Below are 15,690 nucleotides of genomic sequence, written 5' to 3'. Positions count from 1 at the left end.
TCCCCTTCAGGTCATTCCAGCGCCGCCAGGCGCTCGGCCGTGTCCTGCGGTGTCGGCCGGTCCGGGACGACGCTGTCCTCGGGCAGCCGCGCCCACTCGGCCCGCGCCGCGCGGTAAGCATCGCGGGCCGCGCGGGGCCTGGTGGCCGCTTCGTAGGACATACCCCGCCAGTGGTGCGCCTGCGCGCGAGCGCGGACACATTCCTGGCGGCGCCGCTCGGTACCGGCCAACTCCTCGGCCTCGCGGGCCGATTGAGCCGCGTCCCGGAAGGCGTCCACGGCGAGGTCGAGGCGGGCCGGCCGGCGCAGGCTGCGGTACGCCTCGTACTGGACCTGCCCGAGGTCCAGGAGGCAGTGCGCGGCGAGCAGCGGGTCGTCGGCCTCGTCGGCGGCGAGCCCGAAGAGGTGCTCGGCCTCGCGCAGGTCGACGCGGTCGCCGCGGGAGCGGTAGCGCAGCATCAGGGCGCGGCCGAGCAGCAGGAGGCGGTGGGAGAGGCGGGTGCTGCCCGCCGAGGTCTCCATGCGGCAGTCGCGCAGGACGCGGATGGCCCGGGACAGGGCGTACCGGTCGCCGGTCGCGGCGAGTCTCAGCAGGGCCTCGCCCCACTCGGCGAGGACGTCGGCGTGCGCGGCGGAGTCGCGGGGCACGCGCTGCGCGGCCCGGTCGAAGTGCCCGGCGGCCCGCTCCAGGTCGGCGGCGAGCCCGGATTCGCCGTACCGGGCGACGGCCACCCGCCCGGCCCGCACCGCGAGGGCGGCACGCTGGGCCTGTTCGCGGACGAGCGCCAGCGCCTCGTCGACGCGGGCCTGTACGTCGTCGAGGGGGCCGCCCGCGCCGAGGAGGGCGTCGGTCAGGTCGAGGAGGACGCGTACGCGCGCGCGGATCTCGTCCGGGGTGTCGGGTGCGGGGGTGGTGTCGAGGGCGGCGGTCAGGGAGCGGGCGGCCTGTTCGGCGTAGCGGCGGGCCTGATCGGGGTCGGCGGTGGCGCCGGACAGCAGCAGGAGGATCCGGCCGTGCACGAGGGGCAGTTCGGGCGGGCGGGTGCGCCGGTCGGGCCAGACGTCGGCGAACGCCTCCAGCATGCCGACGGAGACCTGGAGGAGGGCGCTGTCCTTGCCGAGCCGCCACTGCTCCTCCAGGGCGCGCACGCGCTCCAGGGTGAGTTTGAGGGCCTCGTTCTCGCCGAGTCCGGGCGCGGCGCAGGCGACGGCGTACTCGCGGTCGGCGCGGGAGAGCAGGTCGAGGGCGGCGGGCAGGTCGCCGCGCCGTCTGCGGTCCCCGGCGGAGGCGTGCAACACCCGGGCCAGCACGGCGCGTTCGTGCAGGGCGCGGGGGTGCGCGACGGCGCGTTCGGCGGCCTGCTCGGCCTTGCGCAGCAGGTCGTCGCCGCCCTGCACCTCCCACAGGCGCAGCGTGCAGTGCGCGTACTCGGCCCACAACTCGGGGTCGGCGGCGGCCTGTTCGTCGCGTTCGGTGGCGCCGCGCAGCAACTGCACGGCGTCGATGGCGTCCTGGATCATGCCGTCGCGGTCGAAGCGCCCGATGAGCGCGCGGGCGCGCACCACCACGGGGTGCGTACGCCGCTCCACGACGGCCCCGGCGCCGACCTGTTCGTAGCTCACGGGCAGCGGCATGAACCGCCTCAGCACCCGCGCGGCGACCTCGGCGAACGGCTGCGGCACCGGCGGTGCGCCGCCGTCGTCGCCGGGCGCGTACGGCCGTCCCGAGCCTCCGTCGCCGAGCTGGGCCAGCGCGAGCGCCGGGAAGTTGGGGCCGCCCTTGCCGAAGCGCTGCTCGATGTACTCCGAGGTGTGCTTGAGGACGAGCATCGCCTCGTCGCGGCCGAGCCTCGACAGGAGGGCGTCACGGATGTCCGGCTCGATCTCGTACCACTGCGCGCCGTCCCCCGGATGGTCCTCGCCGGACCGGCTGACCAGGCCGCCGACCAGGACCTCGGCGAGTTCGGCGGGCCCCGAGCCGGGGAGCATCGTGCGCTGCACGAGCTGCATCACCGGCAGGCACAGGGGCGCCGCCGCGAGGTACACGGCGAGGCGTCCGGCGGTCGGCGAGGCGCTCGCGCTGAACCGGCTGACCCGCTCAAGTCCCGTACGCCGCCGGTCGGCCCGCGCGGGCGGGGCGGGGCGCTGGTCGGCGCGGACCCAGCCGACCGCGCCGGGTACGGGACCCGAGCCCGAGCCCGACAGGAGACGGGCCCAGGCGCCGAGCGCGACCGGCTCGGGCGGCAGCACCGGCACGGGCAGCGCGCCCGGCTTGCGGACCTCGCCGGCCGTGCGCACGCGCAGGGCGCCGCCGAAGGTCTCCGCGCGGCTCAGCTCGCCGAAGGTGACCGGGAGCCGGGTGCGGGCCCACATGCGCTGCGGGAGGGGCTGCAGGACGGCGACCGGGCCCTGGCCCGACAGGTGGTGCAGCAGGCGGTGCGCCCGGCCGCTGTGCCACAGGGGGCCCGCGCAGTCGCTCACCAGGACCACGATCCGCCGGCCCGTCGGGTCGCTCAGCCGCTCCGCCGAGTGCAGCGGCGCGACCTGTGGCTCCGGGCTGCGGCTCACCCCGGGCTCGCCGTCGGGGCCCTGGTGCAGGAAGCTCACCTGGATGTCCGAGAAGGCGCCCAACTGGCCGAAGACCTGCTCCAGTTCGTCGAACATGCGGTGCCAGACCCGCATCGACGAGGAGGCGTCCAGGACGAGCTGGAGCCGGGCGTCGCGCCGGGTGACCGCCCGGTGCACCGGGATGATCAACCCGCCCGCCTGGGCGCTGAGTTCGGCCGTCGCCGCCTCGTCCAGCGCGGTCCGCAGCGGGGGCGCCGGGCTGCGGTACCCCTGCAACCTCCGCAATGCGCGCTGGAGTTCGAGCGGCGCGGGCAGCACGGGGGCGGCGGGAACACCGATCGGCAGCGCCCCCGCCCGGGCCTTCGGGACGTTCGGCGGCATCGGATACAGACTGACCTGCCCGTCCAGCACGGGCCGCTTCGGGGGGCGTTGCGTTTCCGCGGCCGGCCCGGGCGGCTCCGTACGGGCAGTGCCCTGCGGCAACTCCCCCAGCCGGCCCGCGACTTCGGGCGCGGCTCCGTCGGGGGCGTCCGGCGCGGCGGGGCGGCGCGTGAAGCGGGCCAGCCACAGGGCGTCGCTCAACTGCCGGTGATCGGGGTCGAGTCCGGCGGTGCGCAGGCGGGCGATCAGCTCGGCGAGGGGGTCGTGGGCGGGAGTGTCGGGGGAGCCGGGAGGGGTGGTGTCGTCGGGGCCGTGGCGGGGGGTCGCGTCGGGCATCGGCCGTCACCTCGGGCGGTCGAGGCGCTGGATGAGGAGGTCGGCGAGGCGGTCGCGACTGGGCGGGGCGGCGGCGTCCGTCAGGTAGATCGCGTTCAACAGCTGGTCGGCGGCGAGGAGTTCGCTGCGGGAGCGCTCCAGGAAGTGGGTGATCAGGTCGTCGCCCACGCGCGCGGCCTCGTCACCGAGGTGCGCCCGCACGAACGTGGCGAGCCGGTTGTGGTCGGGGCGGCCCAGCTCCAGGTGGATGCAGCGGCGCATCAGGGGCGCCGGGAAGTCGCGCTCGCCGTTGCTGGTGAGGACGACGAAGGGGAACGCCCGGCACCGTACCCGCCCGTCCTTGACGCGGACCTTCACCCCGTCCGCCGTCAGCACCTCGGCCTCCCCGCCCGGCAGCCGGTCGGCGATCCGCTCCAGCTCCGGTATCGCGAACTCCCCTTCCTCCAGGACGTTCAGGAGGTCGTTCGGCAGGTCGATATCGCTCTTGTCCAGCTCGTCGATGAGCAGCACGCGCGGTGTGTCCGACGGCAGCAGCGCCGTGCCGAGCGGCCCGAGCCGGATGTAGCTCCCGATCCCCTCCACGGCCCCGGGCGAGCCCGCCGCCCTGCCGAATCCGCCCTGCGCGGCGATCTGGACGTCCTGGAGGCGCGCGATGGCGTCGTAGTGGTACAGCCCGTCCTGGAGGGCGGAGCGGCTGACGATGGACCAGCGCAGGACGCTGCCGAGACCGAGTTCGTACGCCACCGAGTGCGCGAGCGTGCTCTTGCCCGCGCCGGGGCTGCCGGTGACCAGGAGCGGGCGGCGCAGGTACAGCGCCGCGTTGATCATCTCCAGCTCCTCCGCGCCGGGCCGGTGCAGCTCCGCGAGGTGGCGGTGCGCGCCCAGCCGGCGGTCCTCGGAGCCCTCGTCCGGTGTGTCCCGGCCCGCGAAGTCGCGCCAGGGCGGTGGCGCGGGCAGCCGCTCGATGCCGTCGTGGGGTTCGCCGGCGCCCCGGTAGATGAGCCACTCGCTGGATTCGGTCATGATCCGGTCCTCGTCACTCGTCCACTCACCGGGCGCGTACGGCCGTGCTCACGGTATCGATGCCAGGGGGGCGCTGGTAAGGGCCTGTGCCGCATCCCCGGACGGGGTTCCCGGCGGGGCGTCACGGCGCCTCCAGCAGATCGCCCGTCCCCGGCAGGGGCTGGTGCGGATCGTCGTACAGCAGCGCCACCCCGGCCGCCCAGAACGTCTCGCCCCGGCCCTTGCTCAGCCGGACCCTGAGGTCGTGCACGGCCTCGGGCAGGCGTGCCGCGCTCGACGGGCGGGCGATCTCGTCGACGCTGCCCCGGTGGAACTCCCCGCACACCGTGTCCGGGCGGGTCCTCCCGCGCCGCCACAGGGCTACGCCGTACCCGCCGTGCACGATCCGCGCGAGCGCCGCCGCGTCGTCCTCGAAGCGGTGGTCGCCGTAGCGGCACAGCACCGGGACGGTGCCGTACGCGAGGGAGCGCAGCTTCTCCACCGACGGGACGGGTACCCGCAAGCCGTCGGCGCAGTCCAGGAGTTCGGCCTGCGCGCGGTGCGCGTGCAGGCGGCGCCAGCGCGCTCCGCGCTCCTCCTGCGCGTCCGACCACTCCTCGTCGTCCATGCCGCCCATGTCGTCGGCCAGCTGCTCCCGGTCGGCGGCCCGTACGACCACCGGCCGTGCCGTCCCGAGCGGCTCCTCCCCCAGCCGCCAGGCGTCCACCTCAAGACCCAGCAGCCCGTGCGGCACGGCGACCTGCAGCACCGCCGGGCGGCCTGGCTCGTCACACCGCCGGAACGCCTCCGCGAGCACCCCCGCGACCCGCTCCGGCAACTCCCCGAGCCGCGTCCGCTCCGCGCCCGGCAGGGGGTCGGCCCCACCGTCGGCATGCAGCACGGAGACCGTCCAGTCACAGCGGTCGGGCTCCCAGGGGCGGGGCAGGATCCCAAGGAGCACGGCGGAGGCGGGGCGGGGGGCCCGGGGTGCGTGGACGGTCGCCGGGGTGGGGTGGGGGGTGCCGTTGGGGTGCGGGGGGTGTGCGCCGGGTGGCGGGGGCGTCTCGGGGGCGGGTGCGCCGGCCCCGTACGTGGTCGCGGGCGCCGTGGGCCCTGTCTCGGGGGCCGTGTTCGTGTCGGCGCCCGGCCGTGGGGCGGTCCTGGTGTCGGTGCCGGGCGAGGAGGCTGCTTCCGGGGCCCGTCGCCCGGTCCCTGTGCGTGTCCCCGCGCCTGTGCCCTGCCCCGGAGCCGCTCCGGAGCCCCCGAGCACGGCCTCGTGCTCGTGCGCGGGCCCGTGCCTCGTCCCCGTGCCCTGGCCGTTCTCGCGGGCGCGGCGGTCGCGGAGGAAGTCCGTGTGCTGTTCGGCGAGGCTCGCGCGGTAGCGGCCGGAGAGGCGGCCCGCGGACTGCCAGATCCAGGACCAGAGGGAGTCCTCGGCCTCGGAGGTCGTCGCGGAGGTGAAGGGGCGGTCGGCGGACAGCACGCGCATCGCGTAGTCCAGGACGAGTTCGAGGGCGCTGTCGTCCCGCGCGCTCTCGTACAGAGTGCCGAGCCCGTCGCGCCAGGCGCGCGGCGCGGGCAGCGGCGGCGGGCCCTGGAGGTCCGGCAGGGAGTCCAGGATGTCGAGCAGCGCGCGCGTGCTCGCGGGCGGCGGCAGGTCGGCGAGCCGGCCCAGCAGCTGGACGCGCTCGTCGGGGCTGAGCGTACGGCCCGGCCGCGCGCCCAGGCTGCCCTGGACGTCCGTCCAGGTCCGGGCCCGCGCGGAGGGGTGCCGCTGCCGGTCCCGGTGGTAGCGGTCGTGCGCGTGGAACACCGCCTGGTACAGGTCGTCGTGCTCGGCGGTGATCTTCCCCGCGGGCACGCGCAGGGTGCGCACCTGCTCGATGCCGGTCGACGTGCCGCCCGGACGGTGGTCCGAGCGCGCCTTGAGCACGCCGATGACCTCCCCGCGCGCGAGATCGATCACCGGCCCGCCCGACACGCCGTACGGCAGGTCGTTGTCGCCGAGGCGCATCTGTACGTCGGAGTTCCAGCCGCCGATCGTGCCCTGGACGGAGAGCGTGCCGTCGAGGACCTGGAGGCGTCCCTCGCTGACGGTCCAGCCCGCGTACAGCACCCGGCCCTCGCCGAAGTAGGCGGCGGGGCGTTCGGAGACGTACGCGCACTCGTGGTCGTCGACCGGTTCGGCGAGCTGGACGAGCGCGAGGTCCGGTGCGGGCCAGTTCCCCGAGAGCGGCATCCGCTCCGGCCGCTCCGGCACCGTCGCGGCGACCCGCCCGCGTACGGTGCGGGCCTCGGCGCCGGGCGAGCTCTGACAGACCACCACGACCTCGCCCCCCTCCCCGCCGCAGGCAACATGTGCGCAGGTCAACACCCAATTGGGAGCGACGAAGAACCCACTCCCGAGAAAACTGCCGACCTCATCGATCTCATACCCGCCCCCGCTGCGGTGAATGCGCACAGTAGCCGCGACAACGAGCCCACGAAGTGCACGCCGGGCGGCATCTCCCCCATCAGACGCGCCCCCGACGCGCCCCCCGTTCACACCCACCCCCCGACACCCCGGCCCCCACCGCCCCCATGCCCCAGCGCGCCGGGCGGTGCATCGCCCTGCGGGGGTGAGAACCGACGAACGAGGGCATCGCGCGGGCGGGGGGTCAGGGTCGGAGGTTCGGTGGAGGTCGGGGAGTCGGGAGGAGAGTGGGTTGCTCCGGGGGTGGAGGTTGAGGAGCGAGGAGGGGTGAGAGCGGGTACGGCCGCGCGCTCGGGGGCCGGGGCGGGAGCTGGAGAGCCGGGAGCTGCCGGGAGGCCGAGGGCCGGGGAGCCGGGGGGCGAAGGAACGGGAGCTGAGGTCGGTGGCCTGGGGAAGGCAGGTCTTGGGGTGCGGAGGAGTGAGAGGGGGGGTCCTGAGGGGGTGTCAGGGGCTGGCGTCGCGGAACCGGTGGTCCCGGGAGCGAGTCCCTCAGCGACGTGTCCGGAGGGGAACACACAGGCGCCGTACGCCTCGCAGTGGCTGAACGACGTGGGCAGACCCCCACCACACTCCGCCTTCAGGGCAGCGCCCCCTTCCTCCCACCCTGCGGAAACGTCACGGCTGACAGCGCCCCCCGGAGCCGAGCACGCGCCCCGGGCACACACCGAAGCACCCCCGCCGAACCGCCCCGAGCCACTACGAGCCTCCGCGGCAGAAGCTCCACCACCCGTTGCCGCACGGACCGCACCACCCGGTCGCCCGTCCGCCGAGGCCCAGGAAACCCCACGCCCCCGCCCTGAGCCCTCATCGCCTGCCGGACCGCGGGGAACGCCATCCGCCCCCGGCGAGAGGGCGGCACTCCCCGGCCTCGAAAACCCGCCACTCGCCCGCTCCCCCCGCGCTCCCCCCACCGGCTCGCCGGACACCCCCCTCGCCCCTCCCGCAGGGGCACTCGGTTCTCCTCCCAGGCTTCCCGAGGGTGTGCCGTTCGACGTGGGTGGTGGGGTGCCGTTCGTCGGTGTGGGATGTGTGTCTGCCCCGGAGTTCGAGGGTGTGCCCTGGGGTGGTGTCGGGGGTTGGGGGTCGTTCTGAGGGGCGTTCGGGGGCGAGGGGGCGTTCGGGGGTGCCGTCGGGGACGGGGGGCCGCCCGCTCCCCACGTCAGTGTCACCGTGATCGCCGCCTTCGCCTCGCCGTCCGCGAGGAGGCCGACCACCTTGCCCGCCTTGGCCGTGAGTTCGATGCCGAATTCGATGCTGGCCTCGTCGGGGCGGACCGCGCGCAGCGGGCCCGCGAGGGAGTGGGCGACGCCGGTGATGAGGGAGTGGAGGCTCTCGACGCCGGCTTCGACGCGTTCGGTGAACCCCGTGTCGCTGTAGGAGAGTTGACCCGGTGGGGCGGCGGGCACGCGCAGCTCCCCCGTACCGGAGATCCGTGCCCACACGGGCGTACCGTCCGGCAGCGCGACGCGTGCGACGCGCGTCACGTCGCGTCCCGCCTGCTCGGTCTCCTGGCTCATGGCGCTCCCCCCGCTGCCGCGTTCCCCCTGCTTCCGCCCGCCCGACGCCAGGACCGGCAGCCTATCCTTGCCCTGTGCCCCCACGGCCCCTTCGCGGTCCGCACGTGGGAAACAAGCTCATTCCCCCGGTGGCACTTCCCAACCCCGACGAACCCACCCACGGAGCACGATCCATGTACTTCACCGACCGCGGCATCGAGGAACTGGAGAAGCGGCGCGGCGAGGAGGAAGTCACCTTCGAGTGGCTCGCCGAACAGCTCCGCACCTTCGTCGACCTCAACCCGGACTTCGAGGTACCGGTGGAACGTCTCGCGACCTGGCTGGCCCGCCTCGACGACGAGGACGACGAGTAGACGGGGGGACGAGTAGCGGACCCCGCCCGGTTCCTCACGTAACGACCGGCATCGCCCGCCGGTTCCCGCCCCTGAGCCCCAGCACCCCGTGCCCGAGGAGCAGCGCCCCGGCGGCGGCCCAGCCCGCGCTGCGGCGCCGTACGCCCCACAGGGCGAGCGGCAGGCCGACGCCGGCCTGGACGACGGCGAGCGCCCGCGCGCGGGGGCTGCCGGTCCAGGGCAGCCAGGGCCCGAGGGGACTGCGTTCGACGGCGTCGATCTCCGCGCGCACGGTCTCCCGCCACCCGCCCCACTCGACGCGCTGGACGTCGGCCCGGTCGAGGGCACCGCGGCGCAGCCGCTCGGCGCTCTCGCCGGGGACGATCCCGGCGGGCAGCGCGACGCCCGCGCGCGTGAGGACGGCGAGCAGCCCCCGCAGGCGCCCGCGCGCGTCGACCGCGGGGTCGGCCCGGGTCAGCTCCTCCAGGGACTGCGTGTCGAAGACGGGGTCGAGCCCGAGGCGCGAGGCGAACGTCCGCATCGCCTCGTCCTCGCCGACGGGTGTGCCGTCCGCGAGCCAGTCGTAGCCGACGGGCCGCCGAAACCCGGAGGCGAGCGCGCAGCCGGACCGGTCGGCGTCCCACCACAGCGCGAGGACGGGCCAGGGCGCTCCGACGGCGAGGGCGGCGGCCCAGCCCGTGAGGACGCGGTCGACGGGTTCGTTCCCGTCCTGCCAGGGCGTCCCCTCGGGCACGAGGACGCTCCATTCGATCCCGGCTCGGGTCAGGAGCATGCGTTCGCGCAGCAGGTGGGCGGCGGGGGCGACGGCGTCGGGTTCGGCCCGGCACAGCAGCAGCGCGCCGGGCTGTTCGGTCGGCGACATGCTCACACCGTAGGACAATTCGTCACCTTTGGGCGGCGGGAGCCACCGGAAAGAGTGTCTCGATATGTCTTGACTCCTCGCGAGCGCGATATATCGTGAAGAGGAGAAGACGCGATATGGCGTGTCGTCGAGGAGGAGGGGTCAGCGTCATGCCCGAGTGGTCCGTGTCCGAACTGAGGAAGTTCTCCTTCGACGAGCCGGTGCGGGAGCTGAACGTCCGGCTGGTCTCCGGAGCGGTGAACGTCGTGGGCACCGACGAAGGTTCCGCCCGCCTGGAGGTCTCCGAGATCGAGGGCCCGCCGCTGATCGTCACGCACCGGGACGGCGTCCTGACGGTGACGTACGAGGACCTGCCCTGGAAGGGCTTCCTCAAATGGCTCGACCGCAAGGGCTGGCGGCGGCACGCGGTGGTGACGCTGGCGGTCCCGACGGACACGCGGGTGTCGCTGGGCGTGGTGAGCGCGTCCGCGGTGGTCTCCGGCATCGACGGCCGCGCGAGCGTCCAGGGCGTCACCGGGGACATCACGCTGGTGAGCCTGGCCGGCCCGGTCCGCGCGGAGACGGTCTCCGGCGGCGTGGAGGCCCAGGCACTCACCGGCGACCTGCGCTTCAACTCGGTCTCCGGCGATCTGACGGTCGTGGAGGCGGGCTCCTCCGTCAAGGCGGAGTCGGTGAGCGGCTCGATGATCGTCGACCTGGACCCGACGGCGGGCCCCACGGACATCGCGCTCACGAACGTCTCGGGCGAGATCGCGATCCGCCTCCCCCACCCGGCCGACGCGACGGTCGAGGCCAACACCACCAGCGGCAAGGTCTCCAACGCCTTCGAGGACCTCCGGGTGAGCGGCCAGTGGGGCGCCAAGCGCATCACCGGCCGCCTGGGCTCCGGCAACGGCCGCCTCAAGGCGACGACGGTCTCCGGCTCCATCGCCCTCCTGCGCAGGCCCCCCGCGGAGGACGGCGCCTGGCCCCAGGACCCCACGGACCCGCAGGACCCGTCGGACCCCCGAGACGTCCACGACCCCTCGGACCCCGCAGACCCCGCAGACCCGTCGGACCCGCTGGACGCCCGCGACCTCGCAGCCCCCTCGACCTCCCCCACCGGCGACGCCCCCGACGGCCCCACCGACAAGAAGGTGCTCTGACATGCCCCCCGTCTTCGCCCACGGCCGCCTGCGCCTCTACCTGCTCAAGCTGCTGGACGAGGCCCCCCGCCACGGCTACGAGGTGATCCGCCTCCTGGAGGAGCGCTTCCAGGGCCTGTACGCCCCCTCCGCGGGCACGGTCTACCCCCGCCTGGCCAAGCTGGAGGCCGAGGGCCTGGTCACCCACACCACCGAAGGCGGCCGCAAGGTGTACGCGATCACGGACGCGGGCCGCGCCGAACTCGCCGACCGCAGCGGCGAACTCGCCGACCTGGAGCTGGAGATCCGCGAGTCGGTCGCCGAACTGGCCGCGGAGATCCAGGCGGACGTCCGGGGCGCGGCCGGCGACCTCCGCCGGGAGATGCGCGCGGCGGCGACCCAGGCCCGCGAGGGCACCGGCGCCGAGGGGGACGCGTACCGCCCCCACGCCGAGGACGACGAGGCGTGGCAGGCGGCGAAGGAGGAGATGCGCCGGGTCAAGCAGGGCTGGAAGGACCAGGCCCGCCGCGCGAAGGACGAGAGCCGCCGCGCCCGTGACGAGGCCCAGCGCGCCCGCCGGCTGGCCAAGGAGGCGCAGGACCACGCCCGCGCGCAGGCCCAGGAGGAGGTGCAGCGCATCGCCCGCCGGGTCCAGGAGCAGGTCCAGGACCACTTCTCGCGGGGCGACTGGCCGACCGGCGTCCGCGAGGGCCTGACCGAACTGGCCAAGGAGTTCGGCGATTTCGGCAAGGACTTCGGGAAGGGCTTCGGCAAGGACCTGGGCTTCACGTTCGGCACGGGCCCGCAGCCCCGGGACCACGCGACGGCCACGGAGGACGTCCCGTTCACGTACGAGCCCTCCTGGTCCCACGAGCCCCCCACCGACAACCCCGCCCGCGACCTCGACCGCCTCCTCGACCGCTTCCGGGACGACATCCGCGACGCGGCCCGCGACCACGGCGTCACCGCGGACCAGCTCCAGGACGCCCGCCGCCACTTGTCCTCGGCGGCGGCCCATATCGAGGCGCTCCTGAGGCAGCCGAAGGCATGACGGAAGGGGCCCGCCACTCGACGCGGGCCCCTTTTCGAGCGGCCCCCTCACCCCGCCCGCAGCTCACCCCCGCCGTACAGCACCCGGGTCAGCGCCTCGTAGGTCACCCCGCGATCGGCGAGCACCTCGCCGGACACCCCCGGCATGACGGTCACCGCCAGCAGGATGTGCTCGTCCCCGATATGCCGGTCCCGGTGCGCGACGGCGATCCGCAGCGACCGTTCCAGCACGTCCTTGGCCTCCCGCCCGAAGGAGCGCCGCCCGCTCCACCACCCCTTGTCCCGTCCGTCCCCGGACAGCGCCCCCACCCCGTGCGCCTCCTCCACCCGGGAGACGATCTCGGCGACGTCGATCCCGAGTCCGGCGAGCGCGTCGGCCTCGGCGCGGGAGAGGCCGGCGCGGCGACGGGCCTCGGCGAGTTCCTCCCGTACGGAGTCGCGCCAGCGGTCGGCGCCGAGGGCGGCCAGGGCGAAGGCTCCCCGGCTGCCCTCGCGTTCCAGCAGGGTGAGCAGGAGGTGTTCGACGCCGATGGTCCGCGCGCCGGCCTCTTCGCATCGGTCGACGGCGCCGCGTACCACTTCACGGGCGTCCTGGGTGAAGCGTTCGAACATCACTGCCTCCCGTATTTCTTGTGCACGGCCTGCCTGCTGACACCGAGTTCCGTGGCGATCTCCTGCCAGGACCACCCCTGCACCCGTGCGCTGCGCACCTGCACGGTCTCCAGTTGCTCCAGCAGTCTGCGCAGGGCGGCGACGGCGCGCAGTCCGATCCTGGGGTCGCGATCGCCGGCCCGCGCCGCGAGATCCGTAGCTTCGGTCATGCGTGTCAACTTACATTGACAGCGCATTATCGTCAACCGAGGTTGACATCCCGGGCGGCGAAAAGGGGCGAGCCCACCAGGCCCGCCCCTTGTCCCGTCCCGTCAGCCCCGAGTCAGCACGATCTTCCCGAACTGCTCCCCCGACTCCAGCCGCTCGAAGCCCTCCCGGGCCCGGTCCAACGGCAGCTCCTCGTCGATCACCGGCCGTACGCCCGTGGCCGCGCAGAAGGCGAGCAGGTCCTCCAGTTCGTCCTTGGTGCCCATCGTCGAGCCCACGACCTTCAGCTCCAGGAAGAAGATCCTGGTCAGTTCGGCGTGCGAGGGCCGGTCTCCGCTGGTGGCGCCCGAGATGACCAGCGTCCCGCCGGGCCGCAGCGACTTCACGGAGTGCGACCAGGTCGCGGCCCCCACGGTCTCGATCACGGCGTCCACCCGCTGCGGCAGCCGGGCGCCCGGCTCCACCGCCTCCGCAGCCCCCAGCTCGACGGCCCGCTTCCGCTTCGCCTCGTCCCGGCTGGTGGCGAACACCCGCAGCCCGGCGGCCTTCCCGAGCACGATCGCGGCGGTCGCGACGCCGCCGCCGGCGCCCTGCACCAGCACCGAATCCCCGGGTCGTACCCCGGCGTTGGTGAACAGCATCCGGTACGCGGTGAGCCACGCGGTCGGCAGGCAGGCGGCCTCGGCGAAGGACAGCTCCTTGGGCTTGGGCAGCAAGTTCCAGGTGGGCACGGCGACCTGCTCCGCGAACGTCCCCTGATACCGCTCGGTCAGAATCGACCGAGGCTCCCGGGGGCCGACCCCGTGCCCGCTCTGCCCGATGACGGAGTGCAGGACGACTTCGTTCCCGTCCGCGTCGACGCCCGCGGCATCGCACCCGAGGATCATCGGCAACTTGCCCTCGTCCAGCCCCACGCCCCGCAGGGACCAGAGGTCGTGGTGATTCAGCGAGGCGGCCCGCACATCGACGACGCTCCACCCCGGCGGGGCCACAGGGGCTGGCCGCTCCCCCAACTCCAGCCCGTTGAGGGGCTGATCACGGTCGATGCGGGCGGCGTAGGCAGCGAACATGGGGTAGACGATAGGGAGAAAAGACGGGAAGCAACACGACCCGGCGATGTGACACACACCCACTTGCAAACAACGTGAGCATCATCGCCCCTAAAGGGGCGCGGGGAACTGCGCGCCCAGCCAGATAGAGCCCGCACCCGGCACTCAACAAAACCCCCCACAACGAACCCCGCACGAGGCCCACCCCTCAACAAACCCGCACGGGTGGGTGGGCGGGTTGGCAATGGCCCCGCCAAAGCGACGGGGCCATCACAACTCACCTGCGTGCGACACCCTCCGCCCGCGCGGCAGCCGCAACCGCGGCCGTCACCGCAGGCGCGACCCGCTCATCGAACGGCGACGGAATCACATAGTCCGCGGCAAGGTCGTCCCCGACAACCCCGGCCAGCGCCTCAGCCGCAGCGATCTTCATCCCCTCGGTGATCCGGGAGGCCCGCACCTGAAGCGCCCCCGCGAAGATCCCCGGAAACGCGAGCACGTTGTTGATCTGGTTGGGGAAGTCGGACCGCCCGGTGGCGACGACGGCCGCGTACTTGTGCGCGACCTCGGGGTGGACCTCGGGATCGGGGTTGGCCATGGCGAACACGAACGCCCCGGGCGCCATGGAGGCGACGGCCGATTCGGCCACCGTCCCCCCGGACACCCCGATGAACACGTCGGCCCCGGCGAGCGCGTCCTCCAGGGACCCCTTGAGCCCCGCCTTGTTCGTGAACCCGGCGAGTTCCCGCTTGACGTCCGTGAGGTCGTCCCGGTCGGCGGAGACGACGCCCTTGCGGTCGGCGACGGAGACGTCCCCGATCCCGGCCTCGACGAGCATCCTGGCGATGGCGACGCCCGCGGCGCCCGCGCCGGAGATGACCGCCCTCAGCTCCCCGATCGCCCGCCCGCTGAGCCGCGCCGCGTTGCGCAGGGCGGCCAGCGTGACGACGGCGGTGCCGTGCTGGTCGTCGTGGAAGACGGGGATGTCCAGCGCGTCCTGCAGGCGCCGCTCGATCTCGAAGCAGCGGGGCGCGGAGATGTCTTCGAGGTTGACGCCGCCGAAGGAGGGCGCGAGCCGCACGACGGTCTCGACGATCTCGTCGACGCCCGTGCAGGCCAGCGCGATCGGCACCGCGTCGACGCCGCCGAACTGCTTGAAGAGGATGGCCTTGCCCTCCATCACGGGGAGGGACGCCTCGGGACCGATGTCGCCGAGCCCGAGCACGGCCGTACCGTCGGTGACGACCGCGACGACCGACGACTTCCAGGTGTAGTCGTCGACGAGTTCCGGATTCTCGGCGATGGCGGTGCACACGCGGGCGACGCCGGGCGTGTAGGCCAGGGACAGGTCGTCCTTGTCACGGATCGGAACGGTGGCCTGAACGGCCATCTTCCCGCCCCGGTGCAGCGCGAAAGCCGGATCGAACGCGTCGTCCGTGCTGTCGCTGCGAGGATTGACGATCTCCGCTGCCATGTGTCGTACCCCTTACTCGTTCATGTTTGAGGGTGGCCGCCCCTGATTGAGGAGCGGGCGGGACCGCGTACGACCCACGGCGGTGACGCCAGACAGGTCCCGTACGCGACGAGCACGCCGCACACGCGCTCTGGGAGCCTGTCCGTAAACCCCCGCCTGCCCTCCGGGCGGACGACGGGGGTTTACGGACAGGCTCCAGCCCCGGATGAGGGGTGTTGAACAACCTTTTTACTCGACGGACCGCGCCGTGCACGAGTCAGATCCGTGCAAGGTCACATCCTTCGAACTGTCGACGCCCTACATCCCGCGCCGCACCCCGCTCCGGAGGTCATATCCCAGTGACATGACTCATGCACCGATATACGGACAAGCTCAAGGGCAACTCTTGACAACCTCGAAACCCGGCCCCGCGCGCCTCGAAAACCCGGTCGGTCCGGTACCACATCCTGAGATACGCCGAAGATCTTCCGGGCGGAACGGACCATTCCCGCAGATGATCCGGCCGAGACCAGCCCCCGGACCCCGGACCGTCAGTTCTTCCCGGCCGCCCGTTATCCGATTTTGACATCGCATCCCGCGTACACGGCATGGTCCGAATGGCAAGATGCCGTAATCACACAAGGTCGCGACACTCGATGGTGTGTGTAGACGCGACCCGGCGCACCGAACCCATCGGCAGCGCT

11 protein-coding genes and 1 pseudogene are annotated in these 15,690 nt (G+C 73.7%); 3 read left to right on the top strand and 9 right to left on the bottom strand.

Features of this window, described 5'->3' with window-relative positions:
• Positions 1 to 11 precede the first annotated feature (11 nt).
• The 4 genes and pseudogenes from ACLZOT_RS10165 to ACLZOT_RS10150 form a co-directional block, all read right to left on the bottom strand.
• On the bottom strand, positions 12 to 3,284 hold the full coding sequence (locus ACLZOT_RS10165; protein ID WP_416968450.1) for an SAV_2336 N-terminal domain-related protein: 3,273 nt from the start codon (positions 3,282 to 3,284) through the stop codon (positions 12 to 14).
• 6 nt (positions 3,285 to 3,290) lie between these two features.
• Positions 3,291 to 4,307, bottom strand: coding sequence for an AAA family ATPase (locus tag ACLZOT_RS10160; protein WP_416968449.1), 1,017 nt, complete (start codon positions 4,305 to 4,307; stop codon positions 3,291 to 3,293).
• Positions 4,308 to 4,428: 121 nt separating this feature from the next.
• Positions 4,429 to 6,747 (bottom strand): trypsin-like peptidase domain-containing protein, encoded by a 2,319-nt coding sequence (locus ACLZOT_RS10155; RefSeq protein WP_416968448.1) that lies wholly within the window; start codon positions 6,745 to 6,747, stop codon positions 4,429 to 4,431.
• Between the two features lie 1,052 nt (positions 6,748 to 7,799).
• Positions 7,800 to 8,276 (bottom strand): annotated as a pseudogene (locus ACLZOT_RS10150) (CU044_2847 family protein); the annotation flags it as partial.
• A 173-nt stretch (positions 8,277 to 8,449) separates the two neighbouring features.
• Here ACLZOT_RS10150 and ACLZOT_RS10145 point away from each other — a divergent pair.
• On the top strand, positions 8,450 to 8,629 hold the full coding sequence (locus ACLZOT_RS10145) for a DUF6104 family protein (RefSeq protein WP_003992906.1): 180 nt from the start codon (positions 8,450 to 8,452) through the stop codon (positions 8,627 to 8,629).
• 34 nt (positions 8,630 to 8,663) lie between these two features.
• Here the strand turns inward: ACLZOT_RS10145 and ACLZOT_RS10140 are convergent, their stop codons facing one another.
• Positions 8,664 to 9,491: a hypothetical protein gene (locus ACLZOT_RS10140; protein WP_416968447.1), complete on the bottom strand. Its 828-nt coding sequence runs from the start codon at positions 9,489 to 9,491 to the stop codon at positions 8,664 to 8,666.
• 149 nt (positions 9,492 to 9,640) lie between these two features.
• On the opposite strand from ACLZOT_RS10140, the gene ACLZOT_RS10135 reads away from it, so the two are divergent.
• Together ACLZOT_RS10135 and ACLZOT_RS10130 are read left to right on the top strand one after the other, a co-directional pair.
• Entirely contained in the window at positions 9,641 to 10,636 is a 996-nt protein-coding gene (locus tag ACLZOT_RS10135; RefSeq protein WP_416968446.1) for a DUF4097 family beta strand repeat-containing protein, read from the top strand.
• Position 10,637: 1 nt separating this feature from the next.
• Entirely contained in the window at positions 10,638 to 11,666 is a 1,029-nt protein-coding gene (locus ACLZOT_RS10130; protein ID WP_416968445.1) for a helix-turn-helix transcriptional regulator, read from the top strand.
• 47 nt (positions 11,667 to 11,713) lie between these two features.
• Here the strand turns inward: ACLZOT_RS10130 and ACLZOT_RS10125 are convergent, their stop codons facing one another.
• From ACLZOT_RS10125 to ACLZOT_RS10110, 4 genes are all read right to left on the bottom strand, one after another.
• Positions 11,714 to 12,277 (bottom strand): Clp protease N-terminal domain-containing protein, encoded by a 564-nt coding sequence (locus ACLZOT_RS10125; RefSeq protein WP_416968444.1) that lies wholly within the window; start codon positions 12,275 to 12,277, stop codon positions 11,714 to 11,716.
• On the bottom strand, positions 12,277 to 12,486 hold the full coding sequence (locus ACLZOT_RS10120) for a helix-turn-helix domain-containing protein (protein ID WP_416968443.1): 210 nt from the start codon (positions 12,484 to 12,486) through the stop codon (positions 12,277 to 12,279). The genes ACLZOT_RS10125 and ACLZOT_RS10120 overlap by 1 nt, the downstream gene beginning before the upstream one ends.
• 102 nt (positions 12,487 to 12,588) lie before the next feature.
• The gene (locus ACLZOT_RS10115) at positions 12,589 to 13,554 is read right to left on the bottom strand and encodes a zinc-binding dehydrogenase (RefSeq protein WP_416968442.1); all 966 of its coding nucleotides are present in this window, start codon (positions 13,552 to 13,554) and stop codon (positions 12,589 to 12,591) included.
• Between the two features lie 256 nt (positions 13,555 to 13,810).
• Positions 13,811 to 15,007, bottom strand: a complete 1,197-nt coding sequence (locus ACLZOT_RS10110) for an NAD(P)-dependent malic enzyme (protein ID WP_416968441.1) — start codon at positions 15,005 to 15,007, stop codon at positions 13,811 to 13,813.
• Positions 15,008 to 15,690 lie beyond the last annotated feature (683 nt).

This window comes from Streptomyces sp. 4F14 (genome assembly GCF_048159485.1).
In the GTDB taxonomy this organism is placed as follows: domain Bacteria; phylum Actinomycetota; class Actinomycetes; order Streptomycetales; family Streptomycetaceae; genus Streptomyces.
The sequence above is the reverse complement of the archived record's forward strand: the minus strand, read 5'-3'. Positions and strand labels throughout refer to the sequence as shown.